This is a genomic window from Patulibacter ginsengiterrae, assembly GCF_056269115.1.
Window position 1 is genome coordinate 1 of record NZ_JBWDOG010000031.1, and the last position, 22325, is coordinate 22325.

Consider the following 22325-nt stretch of genomic DNA (forward strand, 5'->3'; position numbering starts at 1 on the left):
CAACAGTTTTCGAGGTCGTCGACTGGCACTGGTAGACGGGAGATCCTCGCGGCTATCACGTCCCTATCCCGTTGCGGGAGCGGCGACGGCCTCGCTGGGCAGCTCGGCGAGGCGGGGCTTCGTTCGCTTATTGCTTTCGCTTTCGCCTTCTGTTACGGTCCTCGGCATGAGCGACGACGGCATGGATCAGGGGTCTCGTGGTGGCGCCGAGCGGCGGACCGCCGGGGCGTCCGATCGGCCGGCGGGCTCGCCGGGGCATCGGCGTCCGACCCAGAAGCAGCGGGTGCTCGCCGTGCTGCGCGTTCGTCCCTCCGGGGTCAACGAGACCGCCTTCGCCGCACCGGCCGTGATCGACGGCGGTCAGCCGGTCCAGCGCGTGGCGGCCCGGATCTGGGAGCTGCGGCAGGAGGGGCACGAGATCGTCTCGCGCCGCGAGGGCAACGGCACGGCGACGTATGTCCTGCGGGGCGCGGTTGCGCCGGAGCTCGGGCTCTCGTCCACGACGGCTTCGGCCGCGTAGTAGCGAGATACGCCGGAATAATGGCTAGACTCGTTAATCTGTGGTCGCGACGTCACGAACACCGCTCCCCCTTCCCGACCGATCCGTCGAAGGACCGGCCGCACCCTGCGCGGCCCCGACGGCTCAATTACGGAACGCCGGCGGCGCGCTGCTGCGTCGCCGGCGGTCGCGGGGCGGGGTCCTCGACGTGCGACCACGCACCTGTCACAACGACCCGGCTGGGGTGAGCTGCTGATGACGATTCCCTGGTCCCCGATGCCGGCGGAGCAGCGAGCGGTCCGGCAGGCCGGCCCGCTGCTCGACTCCTGGCAGTTCCAGCAGGCGATCGCCCACTGCCTCGAGCGGCGGCTCGTGCCGTGGCTCGACGAGGCTGGGCGCCAGCAGGGCACCCCGGGCCTCGTGCCCCGCCCGGGCTGGATCGGCGTCTGGCACGCCGAGGCGCCCGCGCTCGCGGCGCAGAGCCCGCGCGTGCTGGTCTCGGCGCGCAAGATGGAGCGCGACGCGCTGCACATCGACGGCGGCGTCCACTGCTGGTGGAAGCTCGAGGTCGAGGCGGCTGTGCTGCTCGAGGATCGCGCCGAGGCCGAGCGCCTGGCCGGGCTCTACGGCGCGGCGATCCGGGCCTGCGTCGGCCTGAGCCTGGTCGAGGACTTCGAGCAGGCGATCGACGTCCGCTTCCGGCGCGAGCGGCACGTGATGCCGGAGCCGGACGCGCTGCAGATGCCCGGGATCAGCATCCAGACGTTCGGGGTCCTTGCCGGGCCGCTCTTCTCGCTCAGCGGGTCGCTGGCGCCGGCCTCCGAGGCGCCGACGACCCCCGACGACCAGGGCGACCAGCCGACGGTCGCCCGGACGCACCTCGAGCTGGACGCCTCGGCGGACCTCGGGGCCTGATCGATGACTTGCCGGGATGGCGGAACGGTAGACGCGGCGGGCTTAAACCCCGCTGTCTGGGAGGGCGTGCGGGTTCGAGTCCCGCTCCCGGCACTGCAGGCAGGTGGTGAGGACGACGGCGGCTTCGGTCGGGTGTGGAGGCCGCTCGGGCTGGCCCGGGTCGTGCCCGCGGGGACGGCGGCATCCGGTCTCGGCCTCGAGCTGGTGCTCGGTGCCGACGGGGAGCGTGCGGTCCTCGTGGACGGCGCTCATATCGGTGGCGATGATGCCCCGCTACTGCCTATTGGTCCAGACGCGGGGTGGCGTCCGTGAATCTGTCCTGGATCGCTAGTAGAGTGACGCAGCACGTCATGCTGACAGTTGATTTAGCTATCAGTCGGGGGGTCTGATGCCTCGGCTCATCCCTACCGCTGCGTCCTCGCTCGTCGCCGGCCCCGTGCCGGCCGCGAGCAGGGTCGCGGTCGCCGTCAGTGGTGATGACGCGCATCGACTCATCACGACCGGGCTCGCGATCGCGACGCCCGGATTCGCCTCCAGCGCCCCGTTCCGCGGGGCCACGACCTCAACTGAGGAGACCTAATGCCGTTACCCGGCCAGGAGATCAACATCCACGACGTCGCTGCCGGAGCCGGCAGCCTCGCCGCCACCGGTACCTGCTTCTTCCTGGGGCAGACGCCCCGGGGCCCGCAGGAGCCCGTCGAGATCACCAGCTACGGCGATCTGCTCCGGATCGCGGGCGACCGCCCGGCCAACGGGGTCCTCCACGACGCCGTCGAGACCGCGTTCGCCACCGGGCTGGCCCGGGGCTTCCTCGTCCGCGTGGTCGGCACCGGTGCCGCCGCCGCGACCTTCGCGCTTCCGGCCACCAGCGGGAGCGCGCTCACCGTGACCGCCACGTCGAGCGGCCTGTGGGGCAACGGCCTCAAGGTCGAGGTCGCCGATGCCGAGCTCTCGCGCGTCCGGCTGATCGTGACGCTCGACGGCAAGACCCTCGAGCAGTCCCCGGCCGCGACGACCCGCGACCAGCTGCTGGCCTGGTCCCACGACCGCGCCCAGTACGTGACGCTGACGGCGGGGGCCACCAACGGCCTGCCGACCGTCGCCCTCGCGAAGTCGCTCGCCGGTGGCCTGGACGGCACGATCGACGCCGCCTCCTACCAAGCGGCGCTCGACCGGATCACGCCCGAGCACGGCATCGGTCAGCTCACGGCCCCGTCGATCCCGGCCACCCCGCCGAGCCTCACCGACGACGTGCACGCCGCGCTGCTCGCGAAGGCCGCCGACGAGCAGTGCCTGCGGTTCGCGGTCCTCGACGCCAACCCGGCGCTCGAAGCCGACGACCTCGCGTCCAGCGCGCAGACGCTGACCGGTCTCGGCCACGGCGAGTGGGGCACCATGGTCGCCCCGCGCGTCCGCGTCCCGGCCCCGGCCGGCGGCATCCGCTGGGTCCCGGCCTCGGCCTTCTGGGTCGGTCGTGCGTCCTACACCGACGCGACCGAGGGCGTCGGCCAGCCGCCGGCGGGCCAGGGCTTCGGCGAGCACTCGCACGCGCTCGACGTCGAGACGGTCTACAGCGACGCCGATCGCGAGGCGCTGAACGACGCCGGCGTGATCGTGATCGCCCGGATCAACGGCGCGCCGCGGATCTACGGCGCCCGCACGCTGGCCGACACGACCGTCCATCCCGCCTACCGCTGGGTCAACGGCAGCCGCGTCGTGATGCGCTACCGCGCGCTCGCCCAGAGCGTGCTCGAGCGGTTCGTGCTGCGGCGCGTCAAGGGTGACCGCAGCATCCTCGTCGAGCTCTCCGGCGGCCTCAACGCCGTCGCCGAGGAGGAGCGTCTGGCCGGGAACCTCTACGGCGCCACGCCGGCCGAGGCCTACCGCAACGACACCCGCTTCCCGTCGGTCAACAGCCAGCAGTCGCTGGCGGACGGCTGGCTCAAGGCCAACGCCGAGATCCGTACCCCGCCGGTCGCCGAGCGCGTCCAGCTGAACCTCGTCGTGCGCTCGCCCGGCGACAACATCACCAACGCGTAGGAGAGCCTGATGGCGACCGTACTGACCTCGAGGAACCACAGCATCACCCTGAAGGTGGGTGACACCGCGATCTCCGGCCCCTGGAAGACCTTCACCGGGGGCGGCATCAAGAGCGCGGGCACCTTCAACCGCCCCGGCGGCATGGCCGACCGTCAGGCGATCGGTGGCGTCACCGAGCGCGAGAACGTCAAGATCACGCGCGAGTTCGACTACGTCCGTGACGCCGGTCTCGTCGGCCCGGGCGGCCTGCTCGACACGGCCGTCGAAGAGGGCCACCCGTCGGTCGTGATGGTCCAGCGCCTCGACGCCAACAAGCGGCCCGTGGGTGACCCGAAGCCCTACGTCGGCATGATCATCGTCGCCGAGGACTCGGATCTCGACTCCGAGTCCGGCGCGGTCCAGATCATGACCGTCGAGTGCACGGCGCTCTAGGGGGCTGACCATGGAGATCGTGAGCCCTGACCTCGACACCGACGACGCGGTCGTCGTCACCGAGCCGTCCTTCGGCGCCGGCCCCGCGGCCGAGTCCGCCGCCGACGGCGGCGGGCACCAGTCGATCCTCGACCGGGTCCGCGCCGCCGCGGCCGGGGCTCGCGAGAACCGCACGTTCGACCTGCCGCTGCCGGAGACGGTCGGCGGCGGGCTCGGTCTGCGGCTCGGCGTTCCGCGGACCGCCGAAGTCACCATCGCCAACGACTGGGCCGACGACGTCGACGTCGAGCGGGATCTCGGGTTCCTGGCCCGCAACGCCGAGTGCGTGACCGCGCTCTCGGACGACGGCGGCACCTGGGAGCCCGTCGACGGGCTCTCGGTCCAGGAGCTGGCCCTGGCTTACGGCACCAGCCTGCGGGGTGCGGCGCCGGTCATCCGCGACGACCGCGACGCGGTCCGTGAGCTGTACCTGTCCGGTACGCCGCCGCAGGTCGAGGCGCAGCTGGTGGTCGCGGCGGCCCGGATCTACCGGCTGTGGGCGCAGGACCCTACGTTGGGGCTCTGACGGCCCCGCCCGACGAGGACGTAGAGGAGACGGTGGCGATGCTGCTCGCTCTGCCCGGTGGTGGGGCGGCGGCGGTCGCCGTCGCGCAGGAGTCGGAGCCGGCAGCCGTTCGCTGGTGGATCGCCCGGGCGAACCGGGCGGCCGGGCTCGCGGACGGCCGGGAACGGCAGAACATGGCCGAAGCATTCGGTGAGGAAGGGAACTGATGGCGACCAAGGACGAGGCGCTGCGTCAGGCAGAGAGGCGCGGCAACGAAGCGGCACGAAACGTGCCCGGTGGGACCCCGCAGCACGACGCTGCGGCGGAGGCGCTCGAGCAGGCCCGCAAACGCGCCGGGTTGTCGTCGAACGTCCTGTTCGAAGGACCCTCCTGGCCCACGCCAGGTCAGTTCTTTGCGGGCCAGCTTGAGCAGACCGAGCCGCCGAAGAAGGGCGACTCCTTCTTGGGCGGACTCACCGGAGCCATCGTCAATCCGCTCAAGCTCTCCGGCAGCCTGGGGTCGGGCGACACGATCGTGACGTCGCTGGAGCAGGCTCGCGACCGAGCAAGGCGAGGCGGTCGTCGCCAGCGGGCAAGTGGAACCCCGCCAACCCTCGGACGACGCGTTGCTCGTGGTGCGGCGGTCGGCAGCGCGGCGCTGGGGCACTACGCCGCCGACAAGGCCTATCAGCATCTCTTTGGCGAGAACCCGCTGATCGGCGGGAAGTTGGGCGAGAATCCCTTCGAGTTCCTGGGCCAGATGTCGACGCTGAACCGGCTGGCGAGTGGCGCAGAGAAAGGCGTGCGAAAGCTGGTTCCCGGCGAGGCGGAGGAGCCTCGTCGCGAGACGGGCGACCAACGCCGTCGACGTCGGCAACGTGAGCGTCACCGTCGCGCTCAGCGAAAGGACCGCCGCAGGAACGCTGGCGGTGGACGCAATTCGAATCGGCGTCGCAACCGAACTCCCAGGGAACGTGGGTTGAGCATCACCGCTCGCAACGCCGAGCGTGAGGTGCTCGAGGCCCGCGCGCGTACGGCAGCGAGGCTCAAGAAGGGCGCCGGGGGAGCATTGCTGCTCACCGGTGAGCAGATCTTCGGCGACGGCGTCTTCGGGGGCGAGGATGCCCCGCTCCTGAAGGGGCTCGATGCGGCGGGCAGCGTCCATGGGGCGAAGGACCTCCAAGAGGGGCTGCGGAAGGCAGAGCGGAAGGTGGCGGAGAAGGCCGCCAAGCGGGCTGCCACGCAGGGTGCCGAGCACGCCTTCATGAACACGGTGCTGCGGTGGGGCGTGAAGGGGGCCGCTCGCGGGGTCCCGTGGCTTGGTTGGGGGCTCGCCGCCAAAGACGTTCTCGATTTCGGCAACGAGGCGGTGAAGAAGCTCACCGGGTTCGACGCCAAGGCGGCGGCGAAGAAGAAGCTGAACGAGGTCGAGGACACGGCGTACGACAGCGCGCCGCCGAGCGTTCGCGGCGGATTGGTGGCCATGCCGTTCCTCGCGAGTGGGACCAAGAAGCTCAACGAGGCATTCCGATGGGGCGCCGGGCTGCTCAAGCGGGACAAGCACGAGGACGACGCTCCGCTCGACCCGGAGTTCGCACGAGACTGGGTCAGGCGAGCGAGAACGTCGCCGAAGTTCGACCTGCCGTCGTGGGCCGCACGTCCGAAGGACACGAAGGCGAGCGCGCGTGCCGCAGCGGCCGCGCGTCGGCAGCAGGCCCGCGAGCGTGCCGGGCGGCCCGGGGCGGCGAAGGACCCGAGGCTCAATGTCAAGTTCGGCGGGGGCACGCCGGACGCTCGGTCGACCCGAGCTGCAAGGGCGTCGCGTAGTCGCCCAGCGGTCTCAGCACGGCCCGCGCCGCAGCTCCAGATCGTGCCGGCCGTGAGCCTGGCCCAGCCCAACCACCAGTGGAGCGCTCCGCAGCCTGCGCCGTCGAAGCCCGCGCCGCGGAAGCGCAAGGCCCCGGTGGCGGCCCGGCCGGCCTGGCAGATGGGGCTCGGCCAGGGCGTGTATCTGAATCCAACGGTGCTGCAGGTCGACGGCAGGGTCCTCTACCGGTCCGTCGCCGCGCAGCAGGAGCGAAAGACCCTGGCACGCTGATGGCACCGAAGAAGGACAGGAAGAAGCCGACCAAGTTCCACGTCAGCAGCCGGGAAGCGCGCGGGAAGCCGGACTACGGGTGGGTCCGCCTACGGGTGGCCAAGGGCAAGCTGAGCGTCCATCTGCGCCTCGACGATCAGCCGGCGACGTTCGACTCGCAGGTTCCGCGGCTCGAGGAGGTCGAGGTCCCCTTCCGGATGACCCGCACCTGGTGGGCCGGGCAGACCGGCGAGCGGCTGACGATCCCGTGCCTCCTGGACGGGTGGCCGGACACGTCGGTCGAGGAGCAGATCGCCGAGCTCGAGACGATGGCGAAGCCGAGCTTCGCGGGGCGCCCCTGGGGCGAGCCGCGGCCCCTGCGCGTCACCGGCATCGTGCCGGGCGCGAGCAACCGTCTCTGGGTCCTGACCGGGATCGAGCAGGGCGAGGCGATCTGGCGCGAGAAGCACCGGGTCCGCCAGCACTTCGTGCTCAAGCTGACCCGCTGGGTCGACCTCGACCGGGCCGACATCGACGCCCGCAAGAACCAGCGCAAGGCCAACGGCGAGGTCGCGAAGCGGACGGCGACGGTCGGCAAGGACGAGGACCTCGCGACGATCGCGGGCCGCGTCCTCGGTGACCAGGCCCGTTGGCGGGAGATCGCGAAGCTGAACCCGCACAGCGTGGGGAAGCGAAAGGTCCAGCGCCGTTCCACGACCGATGTCCGGCGCGGCGAGACGCTGAAGATGCCGAAGACATGACCGGCAAGCTGCCCAAGCCCATCACGCTGAAGTCTTCGGCCACGCTGAAGGTCAAGAAGAAGGCCAAGAAGACCGGCTACGACGCAAGGCCCTGGCTGCGGCTGGTGCCCAAGCCCGAGCCGGCCGAGTTCAGCAAGGTCCGTATCTACCCGCAGGACGCACCCGTCGTGACGCTGGGTGGCCAGGTGACGGCGACGCAGCTGCGGATGTCGCTGGACGAGGCCGCCACGCTGACGGTCACGATCGCCGGGCCGGCCGGCGACCTCTCGCTGATCGGCCTCGACGCGATCGGCAACCACCACCTCCTGCAGGGGGTCGACGCGCGCTGGCGTGACGTGATGTGGCGGGTCGTGCGGATCGAGCAACTCGGCAGCAGCTGGAGCCTGATCTGCGAGGACCGGATCGCCTCGTACCTGCGGGCGCACAAGCGGCCGATGACGGCCTCTCGGTCGTCCGTGACCCGCGCGCAGTTCGTGCGGCGGCTCGCGCTCGCGGTCAAGGCCGGGGGCGGCATCCCCTGTTACATCCCCGAGTTGAAGGTCAAGCAGGGGGTCTACAAGGAGAAGAAGCCGGGGAAGGCGCGGGCGACCCACAAGGGGCCGTCTGGCGGTGGCTCGTCGGGTTGGGGCTCCCGTGCCGACGAGGTGAAGGTCCGGGGGGCGACCGCGAGCCGCGTGCAGCGCGACTGCCTGAAGGACGTCCTGAGCACGGCCGTGACCCTTGGCGCGGGCCGGCGCGTGATGATCGCGTGCGTGATGGCGGTGACCGAGGCGTCCCACGCCGGGCTGCCGAAGTACACGCGCTCGACGGCGACGTCCGGCCGTGGTCACCTTCTGCACCGGGGCCCGTTCGGGCAGACGCCTGCGTGGGGCACCGACCGCGAGATCCTCGACACGGAGAAGGCGACCCGCGCCTTCCTGCTCGGCCGCAACGGCAAGGAGGGCTGGAAGCAGGTCCACGGCTCGCTGCACGCCTCGGGAGGGGATCTGGGGGAGATGGTCGACGAGGTCCAGGAGTCCGACATGGCCTTGACCCTGCGGTGGCAGACGGAGGCGACCAAGACGGTCGACCTCTGGCTGTCGCGGAACGAGGCCGCCGACGAGGACGACGACGAGACGGACGAGCGCGCCGATCGCAACTACCGCGGGCAGTACAAGTTCCGCACCAGCGGCGAGGACGGCCCGATCAACTGGTGGGACGTGACGGGCGCCCTGGCCGAGGAGGTGCGGTGGCACCGCTGGGCGGTCAACAACACGCTCGGCTTCGCCACCGAGCGCGAGATGATCCGGCAGAACCCGGTTTGGGAGATCAACCGCGAGCAGGAGGAGATCCTCGATCTGGAGTGGTCGTGGGACTACCGCAAGACCGCGGCCGAGCTGAAGGTGCGGGTCGCGCTGCCCGATGCGTTCGCCCTGCTGCCCGGGATGGTCGCGATGGTCGACGACGAGCGGCCGGTCTCCGGCCGCTGGCTGGTCGACACGATCGACGTCGATCCCCTGCACGGGAGCATCGCCGAGGTCGTTCTGCGCCGCGCGCGGGGCAAGCGGCTCGAGCCCCGCTAGTCGAGGTGCGTCTGATGGATAGCGTAGTCTGTTGCTCTGATGGCTGATCTTGCTGGATTAGGGATGGGTGGCCGGCGCATGAGCGCCGCGTCTCCCGTGCTGCACCGGGCCGAGGTCCTGGCCGCACCGGCCGACCTCGGGGACCCGCTCAGCGTCCGTCTGCTGTCCGAGCCCCGCGAGCTCCGCCACGAGATCCGCGACTGGGCGCCCTGCGGGAGCGTCCTGCCGGCGGTAGGCGATGCGGCTCTCGTGGCGGCCGACGACGAGGGGCGGATGTGGCTGGCGGAGTGGGTTCCGTCGCGGATGGACTCCGGCGAGCCGGGCGGCGGTGGCGCTGCCGGCGACGTTCGGCACGTTCAGGGCGAGGCGCTCCCCACCTGGACGATCCCCTGGCCCTCGACCCGCGCCGTCCCCCCGAACGTGACGACAGTGGTCGGCGGCTCCGTGGTGGTCGCGGACGTGGCGTACAACGAGTCCTCCCGGACCGTGACCGTGAACTTTGGCGCCCCGACCGCGGGCCGCGCCTACCTGACGTGAGGACCTGCGCATGAAGCTCGGCAACAATCTCGACGTAGCGCTCTACCAGCTCATCCGGGCTCGGCTAGAGAACCTTGCGGCCGATCCGACCTTCGTCTCCGGCGAGCGGGGACGGCTCTGGCTGGACCCCAGCGGTCGCTTACGCCTGAACAACGGCTCGAGCGGCGTCACCGTGCGCGACTCTGCGGTGCAGATCGTCAACGGCGACATCGCGAGCGCTGCGGCGATCGACCTGGGGAAGCTGGCCACGGACCCGCTCGCCCGGGCGAACCACACCGGCACCCAGACGTCGAGCACGATCTCGGACTTCGGCTCGGCCGCCAATGCTGCGCTGGCGACGGCGCTGGCGTCGAACACGACCACCGACCGGGCGCGGGCGAACCACACGGGTACACAGGCCGCGAGCACGATCTCGGACCTTGCCGCGGTCGTCAAGGCGTACCGGCTGAGCGAGTTCGTTGCTCCGAACGCCGCCGTGTCGCTCGGGAATCAGCGGATCACGAGCCTGGCTGTCCCGACGGCGTCAACCGATGCGGCGACCAAGGGCTACGTCGACGGCATCGCCCAGGGACTGGACCCGAAGAAGGGCGTCGTCGCGGCGACGCCCTCGGCGCTGCCGACGAACACGATCACGGCCAACACGATCACGGCGAGCGTCAACGCGGTGCTCCCGAGCATCGACGGCATCCCGTTGGCGGTCGGCGATCGCCTCCTCGTCAAGAACGAGGTGGTGGCCGCCAACAACGGCATCTACACGGTGACGAGCCTCGGCTCGGCGTCGGCGCGCTGGGTCCTGACCCGCAGCGACGACTTCGACACCTGGGCCAAGGTGCCCTCGGCCTTCGTCTTCGTTCAGCGTGGAACGACGCAAGGCGACACGGGCTGGACCTGTGCCTCCGACCAGGGAGGCACCCTGGGGACCTCGGCGATCACGTGGGTGCAGTTCTCGTCGGCGGGGGTCGTCGTCGCCGGCACGGGGCTTACGAAGACCGGGAACACCCTGTCGATCGCGAACGCCGGCGTCGGCACGGCACAGATCCAGGACCTCTCGGTCAGCGGCGCGAAGCTGCAGTTCGAGGCCGTGACCCCCGAACGGCTGGCGAGCGACGTGATCGTCGACATGGCGGTGTCCGGCGAGACGTACGGTCTCGGCTTCGGCGACTCCACCGCCCCGACCACCAACCTGCGCGTGGTCCTCGACGAGGTGACCTTGACCGCGGCCGAGGCGTCGCTCGCCGACTCGCGCGGGAACTTCGTCCGGCCCCTGAAGGTCGCCCCCGGCGGCATCGGCCCCAACGAGCTCGCGAGCAACGCCGTCAACCTGACGACCACCAAGGTCACGGGCACCCTGCCGATCGCCAAGGGTGGCACCGGCGCGACGACCGCCGTGGCCGCCCGAGCCGCGCTCGCGGCGATCGGCAAGTACGACAACGGGGCGACGCACGCGACGGGCATCACGATCGCGATCCCGGCGGCGACGCACGGCCTCGGCAGCGGCCGCGGCAAGCTCGTCTCGACCGTCTTCGAGGCGACCGGAGAGGTCGTCCATGCGGACACGACGATCGCCACCAACGGCGACGTCACGATCACCTTCGGGCTCGCGCAGGCGGCCAACACCATCCGCGTCGCGATCTTCGGCTAGGAGGAGGACGGATGCCCCGCAACATCGGTGCCGTCGGCACCTTCGGCCCCACCGTCCCGGCGCTGCCGACGAGCGACCTGTTCGACGGCCGCACCTGTGTCTTCGGCGGCGTCGGCTACGTCGTCGAGGGCGGCGTATGGGCCACAGCCCGGCAGGGAACCACGATCGGGGACATCCCGATCGGAGCGGTCCAGAGCTGGACGTCGTCGCTTCCCCCGGCCGACTACGTGCTCGCCAACGGCCAGCGCCTCGCCCGTGCCGCCTATCCGGAGGGCTACGCATTCGCGGAGGCGGCCGTCGCCGCGGACGGCGCGTCGTCGCCGTGGACCGTTCGCACGACGGACGCGACGTTCACCGTTCCGAACCTGGCCGGCGCCTTCGTGTTCGGCGCCGGAGCGAGGCCCTTCGGGCAACGTGGGGGCGCCGAACAGGTCCTCTTGCAGGCCGCGCAGTCGGGGGTCCATCCGAACGGGACGACCAAGTCGGCCGGTCAGCACGGGCACAACATCACCGGTTCGTCGCAGGAGGGCGGCGGGACGCTGATCACCACCGACTGGACGGGAGTGGCCGGAGTCGGCGGCTGGGGCGGTCACCTCGGACGCCTCAACGGGGGCCAGTACCTCGAGTACGTCACGGCCTCGCCCGCAGGCGACCACGGACACGGGCTGAACGCCCTCAACGCGACCGTCGCCCACGAGAACATGCCGCCCTACCTGGCGCTGGCGTGGATCGTGCGGATACGGAACAGCGCCAACCCCGGTGCGGCGGCCTCCACGCAGGGAGCGTTCTCGGCCTACCGCAGCGGACCGGCGGCGCTCGCCGCAGGAGCACAGGTGCCGTTCGACGCGGTCGAGTTCGACGTCAGCTCCTGGTTCAACGTCGCCACAGGGCGATTCACGCCGCAGGCCGCGGGTCTGTACCGGCTGTCGTGGTCGGTCGGCGGCCAGGCGATCAGCGAGGGCGAGTACTTCCAGGCGAATCTCGGGAAGAACGGGGCCTCGTCGCGGAGCGGCGCGTCGGTCCAGTACGGAGCGGCGCTCCCCGTCTCCTCGGGCACCTGCACCGTGCAGGCGAACGGCACGACGGACTACTTCTCCGTCTCGGTCCAGCACAACCGCGCGACGGCCTGGCCCCTGAACGTGGGCATCGGGCCGTGCAACTTCCAGGGGGAGAAGATCGGATGACCAGTGAGCCAACCTTCCGGTGGCCGATACGCCTCGATCCCTCCGGCTCGACGGCCGTCTGCGGCGGAGACTCGGCGACCGCCGTCCTCGAGTCGGTGGCCCGGATCGGCACGCTCGAGCTCGGCCAGCTGCCGTTCGCTCCGGAGATGGGCCTGCCGGCGCTCGAGCTGCTGACGGGCGACCCCGACCCGGGGCTGATCGAGGCGGCGATCGAGGAGCAGGAGCCCGATGCGGCGGTCACCGTCGTGCGGATGCCCGACCCGTCGCGGGGCGAGGGCTGGGAGCGGTTACGGATCGAGATCGGCATGGCAGGAGAGGAATCTGATGGCGAGTGACGAGAGCTACATCTTCGAGGCGCTCGAGGCTGACCCGGAGGCGATCCACGAGGCCTCGATGGGTCGCCTGGCGGAGTTGCTGCCCGAGTGGCGGCAACGGGATACCGCGCTGGAGGTCCTGGTCGACCGCGCGCGGGCCGACCAGACGGCGCTGCTCGTCGACGTGATGTCGGACGTGCTCGCGTCGATCATGGGCCAGGTCGTGCAGACGGTCGGGATTGCGCGCGACATGCCGCGGCCGGCCACCGGGGAGATCACCGTCAAGACCGATGGCTTGGAGACCTACCGGCTGCCGTCCGGCGCGACGATGGTCGGCTACCTGCCGGACCAGACGGCGGTGGCGCTGGTGACGACGGACGACGCCACGATTCCGGCCGGCACGACCACCGTCTCGGGCATCCCGGTCCAGACGACGACCGAGGGGTCGTTCGGCGAGTTGGTGGCGCCGCAGCCCCTCGAGCCGGATCAGGCGTACAACTGGCTGGAGTCGTTGTCGTTGGACGTGGTCCGGTTCGGTTCGGACGGCGAGACCGACGAGGAGTACCTCGACCGCGGCTCGCGCCGCCTGCGGCTGCTGGCCGACCAGCTCGTCGTGCCGGAGGACGTGGCTGCGTTCGTCCGCGATCTGCCCGGCGTCGGCCGGGTGCTGGTGCTCGACCAGGTCCGGGTGACGGTCGAGAACGACCCGGAGGACGCTGCCTACCCCTACTCGGCGACCCCCGACGAGCCGCGCTGCCTGACCGTCGTCGTGACCGGACCCAACGGGGCAGACCCGGGCGAAGGCATCCTCGGCTCCGTCCGCAAGGCCCTCGAGGCTCGACGCGAGGCCAACTTCGAGTTCTTCGTGATCCCGCCGAAGTACGTGCCGGTGACGATCAAGCTGCGGGTGGCGATCTGGCCCGACGCCTGGCCCGCGGGCGACGTGAATGCGGTCGCGCCCATGTCGGCCGCGGCCGTCCGCGAGCGCCTCACGGCGTGGCTCGCCCCGGGCTCGTTCGGCGCTCGTTCTCGCATCTCCGACGACCAGCGCTGGTCGGAGACGTCGACGTTGCGGATCGGCGAGATCGTCTCCGTCGCGGACGGGGTGGAGGGCATCGACTACGTCGACCCGACCCAGGTCACGATCGACGGCGTCAATGCGGACAAGCAGTTCGACGTGCCGGTGGTGGCGTTGCCGGACCCCGGGCGCACGTCGATCGAGGTCGAGCTCCGGGTGCGGGAGCCGTGAGCGCCGTCGCCGTCTCCCGTCCGGGCGAGGTGCCCGTCCCGCCGCGGCCGATGTCGCGTTTCGCGTGGGAGCTCTACCGCTCGCTCGGCCCGTTGACGTACCCCGATCCGGAGAACGGCTGGGTGCTCGCCTCGCTCGTCGAGGCGTGGACCACCGTCGAGTCATGGCTGGACGACGCCTCGAGGCCGGCCCCACGGACCGGCGAGCCGCCGTGGTCGGCGGTCCTCGACCCGGATCGCTGCCCGTGGTGGGCGCTGCGCTGGTGCGGGCAGGCCTACGGGCAGCAGCTGCTGCCGATCCTCGGCGCGTGGCAGCGTCCGGCACCCGAGGTCGAACGGCGCTGGCGGCGGCAGATCGCCGACCGCCTCGGCTGGCGGCGCGGGCACCCGGACGCGATCCTCGCCGCCGCGCTCCAGTTCATGCAGGGCCAGAGCCGCGTGCGGCTGCGCGAGCGCTACGACCCCAACCAGGGAGCGGCCGTCGACGCGCCCTACCACCTGCAGGTGATCGTCCGCGAGTCGGACCTGATTCCGGGCACGGACAAGGCGCTGCGGCAGGCGGTCAAGGCGGCCGTGCCGATCGGGCTGATCGTCGACATCGCGATCCGCAACGAGCGCGACTGGGACGAGGTCGTCGCGAGCTACGACGATTGGGACGCCGCGATCGCGGCGAACAACAGCTGGAACAACTTGATTGACGGAGGCTAGGCAATGGCACGAGACACCACCCCCCGTGGGGTTCCCTTCTATGCCGGCGGCGACCGGCCGGCGGGCATGGACCAGCAGAAGGATCTTGCGGTCTGGATCGACAGCAACGTAGCGAAGGTCCACCAGGGCGGCACCGAGAGTCGTCCGGCGACACGCGAGCCCAAGAAGCTGTTCTGGGACAGCACGACCAAGGAGCTGCTCTACGACGACGGGACCTCGCTCGAGACCGCGATGCCGCGGACGGCTGCGGGAGACCTCGCGGGGACCTGGCCGCAACCGACGCTGGCGCGGGTCAGCAGCGACAACCTGCCGCTCCACACCGACGGAGCGCGGCGGCTGATCCGCGAGACCCGCAACCTGCCGGCGTCGGCCACGGGCGTGGTCGAGCTCGGGTCCCTGATTCACCAGGGAGTGACGGTCTCGGTGACGCTCGCCTACCTGGCTACGGGCGTCCAGCGAATCGCGCGCTACGAGCTGGCGGTGGTGCCGGCGAGCGACACCGGCTGGCGGTCGGTGGCGCAGGCCGCCGCCGCTGGTAGCGGCTCGGCAGCGGTCCGGATCGAGGCCCGCGAGGTCGACGGCGTCCTCTTCCTGCGGGTCCGCGAGGCGGCTGCGGGCACGGGCCGGTCGGTCGTGGCGACGATCGACGTCGAGGGACGCTCGAGCAGTTGGACGCCCGCCACCGGGACCAGCGAGCCGACGGTGGCCACCAACACCTGGACGGCCGGAGGGCCGATCAATCCGACGGGTCTGCTGCCGATCGGCGGCGTACTCGACTGGCCGGCGACGACGGCCCCATCGGGCCCTGCCGAGTGGCTTGAGCTGGCGGGGCAGAACATCTCGAAGTCGTCGTGGCCGGAGCTGTTCGCCGCCTGGGGCATCACGGGCCAGACGATGAACCTGCCCGACCGGCGTGGGCGCGGGCCAATCGGGGCGGGGGCGGGCGGCCCCGGTCTGTCGCCGCGGTACGTCGGGGGGATCGGTGGTGTGGAGACGCACCCCCTGACGGCGGCCCAGAGCGGCACCAACGGCAACGGCACGACGCAAGCCGGGGGTGGCTTCTGGGGGGCCGTCGGCGGACAGATGCAGGCTGGCTTCGCCAACAGGACCTATGAGAATGCGGGGTACTACGCCGCCCAAGCCTTCGGCATGCCGGACACGATGCACTCGCACGGTCTCAACGCCCGAAACGCCGACGAGCCTCACCCCAACATGCAGCCGTTCATCGTCACGCGCTACTTCGTCCGGGCACGATGACGGTGACGACGAACGGACGATCGGGCGACGGCCGCGGCGGGACCGCGGCCGCTCGCCTCGTGGGGGAGGTCGCGGCTCGCGCATGACCTCGCCCGAGATCACGATCATCCTGCAGCGGCTCGGCGAGCTGCACGCCGACCTGCGGGAGATGCGCCGCGACAGCGGCGCCGAGCACCAGGCCGTCCGCGAGGACCTGGCCGCGCTCGTCGAGCGCGTCGAGCGCGTCGAGACGCGCGACCAGGCCGAGCTCGGGCGGGCCGAGGGGCGCCGGCGGATCTGCCGGCAGGCGGCGGCGTTAGCGACCGGCGCCGCCGCCTTCGGCGCGGCCGTCGTCAGCGTCCTGGCCGGAGCGGGGTTGCTGCCGTGAGCATCGGCTACCGGACCTTCGCCGGGCGCGCGGTCTCCGCCGAGTGGCACGTGATCCTGACCGCCGCTCGCGCCGCCAGCGTCCGCTTCGTGCTCAACAGCGGCCACCGCACGCTGGCCGAGCAGCAGCACCTCTACGACCTCTACCGCGCCGGCCGCGGGAACCTGGCCGCGCGGCCGTCGGCGAACGCACCGCACATCCGGGTCGGCCGGATCGACCACGCGATCGATGTCGACGCGCTCGACGGCGGCGCCGGCCGGCTCGCCGCCTGGCTCGGCGCCCGCGGCCTCGCCGTCACGTTCCCGGTCCCGGGGGAGGCGTGGCACATCGAGGCCCCGTCCGCCGCCGCGCTGCGGCAGCTTGCCCGGGCGCTCGCCGATCCGCTCGCCGGCTACCCGCTGGCCGAGCGGACCGCCATCCGTCAGTACGACGACTGGCGCCGTCGGAACGTCAATCCGGCCGGCCGCCGGCGCCTTCGGGCCGAGATGCGGCGGATGGCGATCCGGATCGCGTCGGCCGCCGACCGCACCGGCTGGGACCGCCTCGACCGGCGTGCCCGCCACCGCTCTCTCACCTCACGTTCCTAGGAGTCCTCTGTGTCCGCCACCATCGCCCCCGTCGAGTCCGCCCGCAGCGTCGCGACCCAGCACCCAACCGGCGCGTCCGCGGCCGCGGTCGTCGTCCTGCTGTGGGTCGCATCGGCCATCGGCCTCGACCTGCCGGCGGACGTCGCCGTCGCGATCGTCCTGCTCGTCACCGTCGCCGTGTCCGCCCGCTCGCCGCGGGTCACCGCGCTGGTCGTCGAGGACCACGAGACCGCGGCGCTCGCCGTCGACGACGAGGTCGCCTCGTGAGCCGCGCCGCCGACCTGCTGCTCGCCCGCCGCGCCAAGCGCCACGGAGCCAACTACAGCCTCCGGATCGTGCTCGAGGCGCGCCGGGCCGGGATTCCCGTCTCGCTCGGGTTCGCGCTGATCGAGCAGGAGTCGGGCTTCCGCAACATCTGGGGCTCGGACCGCACCGCCGCCGGCTCGTGCTCGGGCGGGATCTGCGGGCACAACCGGCTCGTCGTCACCAAGCAGCGCTACCTCGAGTACAAGCGGACCCGCGGCCAACTCGGCATGCAGGGCGTCGGCCCCGCCCAGCTGACCTGGTGGGAGCTCCAGGACGCCGCCGACGGGCTCGGCGGCTGCTGGACGCCTCGGCACAACATCCGGGTCGCGTTCGGGCAGCTGGCGGCGCTGATCGACGCGCACGGCAAGGCCCAGGGCATCCGCCGCTACAACGGTGCCGGCCCGGCCGCCGAGGCGTACCGCGAGTCGGTCCTCGCCCGCGCCAGCGCCTGGCACCGCCGGCTGGCCTGATCGTCGGGCGGGTGGGGGCGTCGTCCCGGCGCGGCCTGCGTCCCGGCGTCGCCTGCTTCCACGCCTCGCCCGCCTCGCCCGCTCGCCCCGTCCCCCGCTCAGCCCGCCGGCGGCCGCGGCGTCGTCGACTCCGACGTCGCCCGTGCGATCCGCTCGATCGTCCGCTCGAGCTGGGTCAGGCGGTCCTCGATCGGGCCGAGCTCGCCGCTGCTGCGGCGACGCAGCGGGTCGACGACCTCGGCGCCGGCGGTGGTGCGGTCATCGCCCCCGAACCCGTGCCGGAGCCACCAGGTCGGGACCTGGCAGTGGGCGGCGATCGCCTCGAGCTTGCGGTCGATGTCGGGCGTCCCGGGGCGGAGCGTGCGGAGGCTGCCGTGGGCGAGACCGGGCGCGTCGAGCGCCTCGGCGAGCTCGCCGAGGCCGCGGTGCCCGCCGAGGATCGCAGCCGCCCAGACGCGTCGTTGGAGCGCGCGGGCGGCCTCGTCGGTGGACAGGTCCTCGGTCACGGGCAGTTGCCTCGATTGGGGATGGCGTGGACGCTCGTTCGATCGCCCCAGTGGCTAGCAGGGGCTTTGTCCGCAATTGACCCGAATCGAACGTACGTTCTGGTCTGTGGCGTCCGAGGGGCGTGGCACATTGTCCACCTCGCCGCCGACCGCACCGCCCGGCGACGTGAGATCACCAATTCCCGTTGGTGGCGATAGAGGCGGTCTGGAGCGGAGAAGCTGACCATGCAGCCCCCGATCCTGGTGAGTGAGCTCGGCGACTCTGACAGCCGGGAGGTCCGTCCAGAGGATGCCTTGCGTGAGGCGTGGGAGGTCATGTCGAGAGCGGTTGAAGCGGCGTCGGTCGACGCGCTTGCGGTCGAGGGGCTCACCCGGGCCGATGCTGCTGATCTGCGTCAGGCGATCCGGCTGATCCAGCGTCTCGCCGCTCGGCCTCATCTGCAACTTGCTCCAGGTGATCGAGGAGCGCGGCGACGGCTTGGTGGGGCCGGGGGCTGATCACGCCGGCGTGCTCGAGCTCCTCGCGGAGGGCGATCAGCTCGGCCTCGAGGCGGTCGAGCCGCTCGCTGGTCGGCGGCGCGGCCGTCCGGCGGCCGCCGCGCGGGGTCGTCTGCGGTGTCCAGTCCGGCCAGAGCTCGTCCGGGGTCAGCTCGAGCGCGCTCGCCAGGCGCTCCATCATCGGCTCGGTGATGCTGCGGCGGCCGCTCTCCCAGGCGCGGATCGTCTGCACGGAGGTGCTCACGCGTTGGGCGAGCTGGCTCTGGGTGAGCTCGCGCCGCGTGCGTTGTGCGCGCACGTTTCCCGCGAAGACATCGCGCGGATCGTGGTCGGGGGCGGGCGTCATGGGGGCACGGTTCTAGCAGGCCGCAAGCGAAAGCGAAAGCGGGCTGGGGTCGCCCTCGCGGTCGATTGCTTTCGCTTTCGCTTTCTGTTAGCTTCGGGGCATGGCCACCCCGAACAAGCCGCCACGGGTCACGACCCGGATGGAGCCGATCCCCGCCCGGATCAGCATCGACACCCACAGCGCCGTTCGCGACGTCGCCGACCTGCGGGGCATGACGATCGCCGAGTCCTACCGCGAGGCGGTCTCCGAATGGCTCGCCCGGAACTCGGCGGGCACACGTGGCGGGCGGGCGGCCTAGATGGCGCGCATCCGGACGCTCAAGCCCGAGTGCTGGGAGGACGAACGGGTCGGCTTCGTCTCCCGCGACGCGCGCCTGCTGTGGGTCGTGCTGATCACGATGGCCGACGACGAGGGGCGCTTCCGCGCGGTCCCGACGATGATCGCCGGCCACGGGTTCGGCTACGACGACGACGCACTCGCGGGCATCCCGGGGTGGCTCGGCGAGCTGCAGGACGTCGGGCTCGTGCGCCTCTACGGGGGCCCGGGGGATGCGCGGAACGCTCCGGAACCCCCGGGGCCGTCCCGGGGACCGTTCGGTTGCCTGCCCAAGTGGCAGCGGCACCAGCGGGTCAACAAGCCGTCACCGAGCCGGATCCCGCCCGCTCCGGAGCTTCCCGGGGGCGCCCCGGATTCGGCGGGGGAGCCCGGGCCTCACGCGGGCGCGCCGGAGCAGGACCAGGGATCAAGGACCATGGAGCAGGGAGCGATGGAGCAGGGAGCAGCCGCGGGCGGACGTGGGACCGAGCGGTCCGGCGGTGAGGCTGCGCCGCCTGCTGCTGCGCTGCTGACCCTGCCCGAGTCGATCGAGGATGCCTGCGACACCCTGGCCGCCGCCGGTCTGCACGTCCACGACCGGACGACGGTCTCGCGGTTGGCCGCGCAGCACCCTGACGTCGACATCGTCGAGGCCGCGATCCGCTGCGCGCACTGGGGCCGCGGTCGGCGGATCAAGCACCCGCTCGCCGCGCTGCGGACGATCGTCGAAGGCGACGACGCGCCGCGCCTGCCGTCGGGGACCGAGGCGCGCTTCGCGCGCTTCGACGAGAGCACGATCGTGGACCGGGACTATGCACGTGGAGCCTGAGAGCCGGACCTGCGTCTGCGGGCGGCAGTTCGTCGTCGACGTTGGCCTGGTGCCGGCCCGGTTCGCCAGCGTGCTGCTGTCGGCCTCGCGGCTGTGCCCGGCCTGCGCGGCGCAGCGGCGGGCGGTCCAGGAGGCGGCCGACGAGGAGCGCGAGCGTCGCTCGTCGCAGGTCCGCGCCGATCGCCATCTCCGCGAGTCCGGGGTGCCGGCCGACGCCGGGATCGCGCTCGACGAGGCCCCGGGCGAGGCACGCGACGCCAGCCGCGCGTGGGCCACGGGGAGCGGGCCACCGATCCTGATCCTGTCCGGGCCGATCGGCGTCGGCAAGTCGACGCTGGCCGCCGCGGCGTTCCGCTACCGGCTGCGGTCCCGCCCGGGGTTCTGGCGGACCGTCCCGGTGCTGTTCGCGCATCTCTCGGCCGGGTTCGGGAGCCGCCGCCACGACGACGCGGTGGCGCTGCTCGACGGGCGCTACATGCTGGCCCTCGACGACCTCGACAAGGCCCGCCCGACCGAGTACGCCGCGCAGCATGTGTTCGCGGCGATCGACGGCTGCTACGCCAACCGGACCCCGCTGGTCGTGACCACGAACCTCTCGATGGGCGGGCTCGCGAGCCGCTGGCCGGAGCCCTACGGCGAGGCGATCGCGTCGCGCCTGACCGACCGGGCGCTGGCGCGGGTGGTGCGGCTGGAGGGCGACGACCGCCGTGGTCGGTCCGCCGCCTGGGGCGACGCCGGAGGGGGCAGCGGTGGAGGCTGAACGTCCGCCGGCGGGGGTCCGGGCGCGCTCGCTTCCCCTCAACCAGCGGCTGATGCTGACGACGACCGAGGCGGCGGCGATGCTGGGGATCAGCCGCGACCTCTTCCGGGCCGAGGTCGCGCCCGAGATCCGGCCCGTCCGGATCGGGCGGCGTCAGCACTGGCCGGTCGCCGAGCTCGAGCGCTGGGTCTCGTTCCACATGGAGCGCGCGGCCTACGACTGACGTCGGGGCTGCTGCGCGATCCAGCGGTCGATCGTCCGCCGCGCCTCGGCGACGTGGTCGCCGGTGGCGTGGCCGTAGACCGCCAGCGTGACGCCGGGCACGAGCGGCGTCTCGTGCCCCGCCAGCCGCTGCACCGCCGGCAGCGGGACCCCGGCGGCCAGCAGCCACGAGATCCAGTTGTGGCGGAGCGTGTGGGGCGTCGGCCGCGGCTCGATCTGCTCCCAGGCGGCGCGGGTGGTGCGGTAGAGCCGGTCGTAGCGCGCGCGGATCGTGCGCCCGGCCGAGAACAGCGGGCCGGTGGCGACGCCGTGGGCGTCGAGGTCGGGCAGGAGGACCGCCAGGATCGGGACCTCCCGCCGAGCGGCCGCCGTCTTGCGGCCGTCCTCGTGCTCGCCGAGCCGGAGCACCATCGCGTCGCGGTCGACGTCGTCGGCGTCGAGCGCGGCGATCTCCGAGGCCCGGGCGCCGGCGTAGGCCCCGAGCGCGGCGAACAGCCGGGCCTCGGGGTCGGCGACCAGGTCGAGCAGCTCGCGCATCGCCGGCGGGTCGCGGATGTCGGGCGTTCGCGACCGGACCCGCGGCAGCTCGAGCCCGCTGACCCGCTGGCCGGTGCCGCGGCGCGAGGCCCACCGCGTCAGCGCGCGAATCGCCGTCGCGACCGCGTGCTGCCGCGACGGCGAGACGCCGCTCTCGGCGAGCTCGTCGATCAGGCGCTGGACCGTCGCCGCGTCGAGCTGCTCGAGCGGCGCGTCGCCGATCCGCTCGAGCGCGTGGGTCCGGATCGCGCTGTCGTAGTCCTGGAGCGCGCGGGGGCGGTACTCGGTGCCCGAGCGGGTCCGGGCGACGCCGGCCTCCGCGGCCCGCAGGAACTGGCGCCAGCCGTCGCGGACGGAGAGCGCGTTCGGGTCGTCCTGCTGGTCGTCCCCGCGGGGCGGCAGGTTGTCGGTGATCGCGTCCCGGCGCCAGCTGCGCGCGGCGCTGAGCGAGCGCAGCGTCGGCGAGTAGCGGCGCTGGCCGGAGAGGGTGGCGGAGGCGATGAACGCGGGGATGCGGCAGGTGCAACGCTTGCCGTCGCCGGCGCGGCAGGCCGTCTCGTGGCGCTGCTTGATGCCGCGTTCGACGGTCACGTCGTAGCTGTTCCGCCCGGCCATGGTGGCGGACGCTATCCCGCCGGGCGGCGGACGCTATCCCGTTGCTATCCCGTGTGCGCGCCATGCGACGCCGTTTGACGCCGAATTCCCGAGAACGGGTCGGTGACGCCGAGCACGCCGCTCGTCCGGTTCGGGGCGACCTGAGAACGAAGAAACCCCCGCTCTCGCGGGGGTTTCTTGTTCTGGAGGCGGAGGGGGAGGGATTCGAACCCTCGGTAGAGGGGGTACCCCTACAACAGTTTTCGAG

27 protein-coding genes and 1 tRNA gene are annotated in these 22325 nt (G+C 72.2%); 25 read left to right on the top strand and 3 right to left on the bottom strand.

What is annotated here, in order from left to right; genetic code table 11:
- Positions 1-166 precede the first annotated feature (166 nt).
- From ACVUH9_RS21735 to ACVUH9_RS21835, 21 genes are all read left to right on the top strand, one after another.
- Entirely contained in the window at positions 167-520 is a 354-nt protein-coding gene (locus tag ACVUH9_RS21735) for a helix-turn-helix domain-containing protein (protein WP_475760859.1), read from the top strand.
- A 234-nt stretch (positions 521-754) separates the two neighbouring features.
- Positions 755-1414 carry a hypothetical protein gene (locus tag ACVUH9_RS21740; protein ID WP_475760861.1) on the top strand — a complete coding sequence of 220 codons (660 nt, stop codon included), beginning with the start codon at positions 755-757 and terminating at the stop codon, positions 1412-1414.
- 10 nt (positions 1415-1424) lie between these two features.
- Positions 1425-1507, top strand: a tRNA-Leu gene (locus tag ACVUH9_RS21745).
- A 486-nt stretch (positions 1508-1993) separates the two neighbouring features.
- The gene (locus tag ACVUH9_RS21750; protein WP_475760863.1) at positions 1994-3454 is read left to right on the top strand and encodes a hypothetical protein; all 1461 of its coding nucleotides are present in this window, start codon (positions 1994-1996) and stop codon (positions 3452-3454) included.
- Between the two features lie 9 nt (positions 3455-3463).
- Positions 3464-3886, top strand: coding sequence for a hypothetical protein (locus tag ACVUH9_RS21755; RefSeq protein WP_475760865.1), 423 nt, complete (start codon positions 3464-3466; stop codon positions 3884-3886).
- 19 nt (positions 3887-3905) lie between these two features.
- Positions 3906-4451: a hypothetical protein gene (locus ACVUH9_RS21760; RefSeq protein WP_475760867.1), complete on the top strand. Its 546-nt coding sequence runs from the start codon at positions 3906-3908 to the stop codon at positions 4449-4451.
- A gap of 38 nt (positions 4452-4489) precedes the next feature.
- Entirely contained in the window at positions 4490-4657 is a 168-nt protein-coding gene (locus tag ACVUH9_RS21765; protein ID WP_475760869.1) for a hypothetical protein, read from the top strand.
- Complete coding sequence (locus ACVUH9_RS21770; protein ID WP_475760871.1) at positions 4657-6528, top strand: hypothetical protein; 1872 nt, start codon at positions 4657-4659, stop codon at positions 6526-6528. The genes ACVUH9_RS21765 and ACVUH9_RS21770 overlap by 1 nt, the downstream gene beginning before the upstream one ends.
- Positions 6528-7268 (top strand): hypothetical protein, encoded by a 741-nt coding sequence (locus tag ACVUH9_RS21775; RefSeq protein WP_475760873.1) that lies wholly within the window; start codon positions 6528-6530, stop codon positions 7266-7268. Before ACVUH9_RS21770 ends, ACVUH9_RS21775 begins: the two co-directional genes overlap by 1 nt.
- Positions 7265-8830, top strand: coding sequence for a hypothetical protein (locus ACVUH9_RS21780; RefSeq protein WP_475760875.1), 1566 nt, complete (start codon positions 7265-7267; stop codon positions 8828-8830). The genes ACVUH9_RS21775 and ACVUH9_RS21780 overlap by 4 nt, the downstream gene beginning before the upstream one ends.
- Before the next feature lie 78 nt (positions 8831-8908).
- Positions 8909-9367 carry a hypothetical protein gene (locus ACVUH9_RS21785; RefSeq protein WP_475760877.1) on the top strand — a complete coding sequence of 153 codons (459 nt, stop codon included), beginning with the start codon at positions 8909-8911 and terminating at the stop codon, positions 9365-9367.
- 10 nt (positions 9368-9377) lie between these two features.
- Complete coding sequence (locus ACVUH9_RS21790) at positions 9378-11009, top strand: hypothetical protein (protein ID WP_475760879.1); 1632 nt, start codon at positions 9378-9380, stop codon at positions 11007-11009.
- Between the two features lie 11 nt (positions 11010-11020).
- On the top strand, positions 11021-12193 hold the full coding sequence (locus ACVUH9_RS21795) for a C1q-like domain-containing protein (protein WP_475760881.1): 1173 nt from the start codon (positions 11021-11023) through the stop codon (positions 12191-12193).
- Positions 12190-12528, top strand: coding sequence for a hypothetical protein (locus tag ACVUH9_RS21800; protein WP_475760883.1), 339 nt, complete (start codon positions 12190-12192; stop codon positions 12526-12528). Before ACVUH9_RS21795 ends, ACVUH9_RS21800 begins: the two co-directional genes overlap by 4 nt.
- Positions 12518-13756: a hypothetical protein gene (locus ACVUH9_RS21805; RefSeq protein ID WP_475760885.1), complete on the top strand. Its 1239-nt coding sequence runs from the start codon at positions 12518-12520 to the stop codon at positions 13754-13756. The genes ACVUH9_RS21800 and ACVUH9_RS21805 overlap by 11 nt, the downstream gene beginning before the upstream one ends.
- A 50-nt stretch (positions 13757-13806) precedes the next feature.
- Positions 13807-14463, top strand: coding sequence for a hypothetical protein (locus ACVUH9_RS21810; RefSeq protein WP_475760887.1), 657 nt, complete (start codon positions 13807-13809; stop codon positions 14461-14463).
- Between the two features lie 66 nt (positions 14464-14529).
- Positions 14530-15720 carry a tail fiber protein gene (locus ACVUH9_RS21815; RefSeq protein ID WP_475760889.1) on the top strand — a complete coding sequence of 397 codons (1191 nt, stop codon included), beginning with the start codon at positions 14530-14532 and terminating at the stop codon, positions 15718-15720.
- An 82-nt stretch (positions 15721-15802) separates the two neighbouring features.
- Positions 15803-16087: a hypothetical protein gene (locus ACVUH9_RS21820; protein ID WP_475760891.1), complete on the top strand. Its 285-nt coding sequence runs from the start codon at positions 15803-15805 to the stop codon at positions 16085-16087.
- Positions 16084-16674 (top strand): M15 family metallopeptidase domain-containing protein, encoded by a 591-nt coding sequence (locus ACVUH9_RS21825; RefSeq protein WP_475760893.1) that lies wholly within the window; start codon positions 16084-16086, stop codon positions 16672-16674. Before ACVUH9_RS21820 ends, ACVUH9_RS21825 begins: the two co-directional genes overlap by 4 nt.
- A 9-nt stretch (positions 16675-16683) precedes the next feature.
- The gene (locus tag ACVUH9_RS21830) at positions 16684-16941 is read left to right on the top strand and encodes a hypothetical protein (protein WP_475760895.1); all 258 of its coding nucleotides are present in this window, start codon (positions 16684-16686) and stop codon (positions 16939-16941) included.
- Positions 16938-17450, top strand: a complete 513-nt coding sequence (locus tag ACVUH9_RS21835) for a hypothetical protein (RefSeq protein WP_475760897.1) — start codon at positions 16938-16940, stop codon at positions 17448-17450. The genes ACVUH9_RS21830 and ACVUH9_RS21835 overlap by 4 nt, the downstream gene beginning before the upstream one ends.
- Before the next feature lie 98 nt (positions 17451-17548).
- On the opposite strand, the gene ACVUH9_RS21840 is transcribed toward ACVUH9_RS21835, so the two are convergent.
- Together ACVUH9_RS21840 and ACVUH9_RS21845 are read right to left on the bottom strand one after the other, a co-directional pair.
- On the bottom strand, positions 17549-17956 hold the full coding sequence (locus ACVUH9_RS21840; RefSeq protein WP_475760899.1) for a hypothetical protein: 408 nt from the start codon (positions 17954-17956) through the stop codon (positions 17549-17551).
- 367 nt (positions 17957-18323) lie between these two features.
- Complete coding sequence (locus ACVUH9_RS21845) at positions 18324-18800, bottom strand: helix-turn-helix transcriptional regulator (RefSeq protein ID WP_475760901.1); 477 nt, start codon at positions 18798-18800, stop codon at positions 18324-18326.
- 100 nt (positions 18801-18900) lie between these two features.
- On the opposite strand from ACVUH9_RS21845, the gene ACVUH9_RS21850 reads away from it, so the two are divergent.
- The 4 genes from ACVUH9_RS21850 to ACVUH9_RS21865 are packed head-to-tail and all read left to right on the top strand — an operon-like array spanning position 18901 to position 20927.
- The gene (locus ACVUH9_RS21850) at positions 18901-19098 is read left to right on the top strand and encodes a hypothetical protein (RefSeq protein ID WP_475760903.1); all 198 of its coding nucleotides are present in this window, start codon (positions 18901-18903) and stop codon (positions 19096-19098) included.
- Positions 19099-19944: a hypothetical protein gene (locus tag ACVUH9_RS21855; protein WP_475760905.1), complete on the top strand. Its 846-nt coding sequence runs from the start codon at positions 19099-19101 to the stop codon at positions 19942-19944.
- Complete coding sequence (locus ACVUH9_RS21860; RefSeq protein ID WP_475760907.1) at positions 19928-20704, top strand: ATP-binding protein; 777 nt, start codon at positions 19928-19930, stop codon at positions 20702-20704. The genes ACVUH9_RS21855 and ACVUH9_RS21860 overlap by 17 nt, the downstream gene beginning before the upstream one ends.
- Complete coding sequence (locus ACVUH9_RS21865) at positions 20694-20927, top strand: hypothetical protein (RefSeq protein WP_475760909.1); 234 nt, start codon at positions 20694-20696, stop codon at positions 20925-20927. Before ACVUH9_RS21860 ends, ACVUH9_RS21865 begins: the two co-directional genes overlap by 11 nt.
- Here ACVUH9_RS21865 and ACVUH9_RS21870 read toward each other — a convergent pair.
- Positions 20918-22078 (bottom strand): tyrosine-type recombinase/integrase, encoded by a 1161-nt coding sequence (locus ACVUH9_RS21870; RefSeq protein WP_475760912.1) that lies wholly within the window; start codon positions 22076-22078, stop codon positions 20918-20920. The two genes, ACVUH9_RS21865 and ACVUH9_RS21870, sit on opposite strands and share 10 nt — an antisense overlap.
- Between the last annotated feature and the right edge of the window lie 247 nt (positions 22079-22325).

Coding starts and splice junctions, on each gene's coding strand:
- ACVUH9_RS21820 (WP_475760891.1), top strand. CDS start 15,803: ATGACCTCGCCCGAGATCACGATCATCCTGCAGCGGCTCGGCGAGCTG.
- ACVUH9_RS21815 (WP_475760889.1), top strand. CDS start 14,530: ATGGACCAGCAGAAGGATCTTGCGGTCTGGATCGACAGCAACGTAGCG.
- ACVUH9_RS21790 (WP_475760879.1), top strand. CDS start 9,378: ATGAAGCTCGGCAACAATCTCGACGTAGCGCTCTACCAGCTCATCCGG.
- ACVUH9_RS21870 (WP_475760912.1), bottom strand. CDS start 22,078: ATGGCCGGGCGGAACAGCTACGACGTGACCGTCGAACGCGGCATCAAG.
- ACVUH9_RS21785 (WP_475760877.1), top strand. CDS start 8,909: ATGAGCGCCGCGTCTCCCGTGCTGCACCGGGCCGAGGTCCTGGCCGCA.
- ACVUH9_RS21795 (WP_475760881.1), top strand. CDS start 11,021: ATGCCCCGCAACATCGGTGCCGTCGGCACCTTCGGCCCCACCGTCCCG.
- ACVUH9_RS21750 (WP_475760863.1), top strand. CDS start 1,994: ATGCCGTTACCCGGCCAGGAGATCAACATCCACGACGTCGCTGCCGGA.
- ACVUH9_RS21860 (WP_475760907.1), top strand. CDS start 19,928: ATGCACGTGGAGCCTGAGAGCCGGACCTGCGTCTGCGGGCGGCAGTTC.
- ACVUH9_RS21755 (WP_475760865.1), top strand. CDS start 3,464: ATGGCGACCGTACTGACCTCGAGGAACCACAGCATCACCCTGAAGGTG.
- ACVUH9_RS21805 (WP_475760885.1), top strand. CDS start 12,518: ATGGCGAGTGACGAGAGCTACATCTTCGAGGCGCTCGAGGCTGACCCG.
- ACVUH9_RS21735 (WP_475760859.1), top strand. CDS start 167: ATGAGCGACGACGGCATGGATCAGGGGTCTCGTGGTGGCGCCGAGCGG.
- ACVUH9_RS21765 (WP_475760869.1), top strand. CDS start 4,490: ATGCTGCTCGCTCTGCCCGGTGGTGGGGCGGCGGCGGTCGCCGTCGCG.
- ACVUH9_RS21770 (WP_475760871.1), top strand. CDS start 4,657: ATGGCGACCAAGGACGAGGCGCTGCGTCAGGCAGAGAGGCGCGGCAAC.
- ACVUH9_RS21855 (WP_475760905.1), top strand. CDS start 19,099: ATGGCGCGCATCCGGACGCTCAAGCCCGAGTGCTGGGAGGACGAACGG.
- ACVUH9_RS21780 (WP_475760875.1), top strand. CDS start 7,265: ATGACCGGCAAGCTGCCCAAGCCCATCACGCTGAAGTCTTCGGCCACG.
- ACVUH9_RS21810 (WP_475760887.1), top strand. CDS start 13,807: ATGTCGCGTTTCGCGTGGGAGCTCTACCGCTCGCTCGGCCCGTTGACG.
- ACVUH9_RS21775 (WP_475760873.1), top strand. CDS start 6,528: ATGGCACCGAAGAAGGACAGGAAGAAGCCGACCAAGTTCCACGTCAGC.
- ACVUH9_RS21800 (WP_475760883.1), top strand. CDS start 12,190: ATGACCAGTGAGCCAACCTTCCGGTGGCCGATACGCCTCGATCCCTCC.
- ACVUH9_RS21845 (WP_475760901.1), bottom strand. CDS start 18,800: ATGACGCCCGCCCCCGACCACGATCCGCGCGATGTCTTCGCGGGAAAC.
- ACVUH9_RS21740 (WP_475760861.1), top strand. CDS start 755: ATGACGATTCCCTGGTCCCCGATGCCGGCGGAGCAGCGAGCGGTCCGG.
- ACVUH9_RS21850 (WP_475760903.1), top strand. CDS start 18,901: ATGGCCACCCCGAACAAGCCGCCACGGGTCACGACCCGGATGGAGCCG.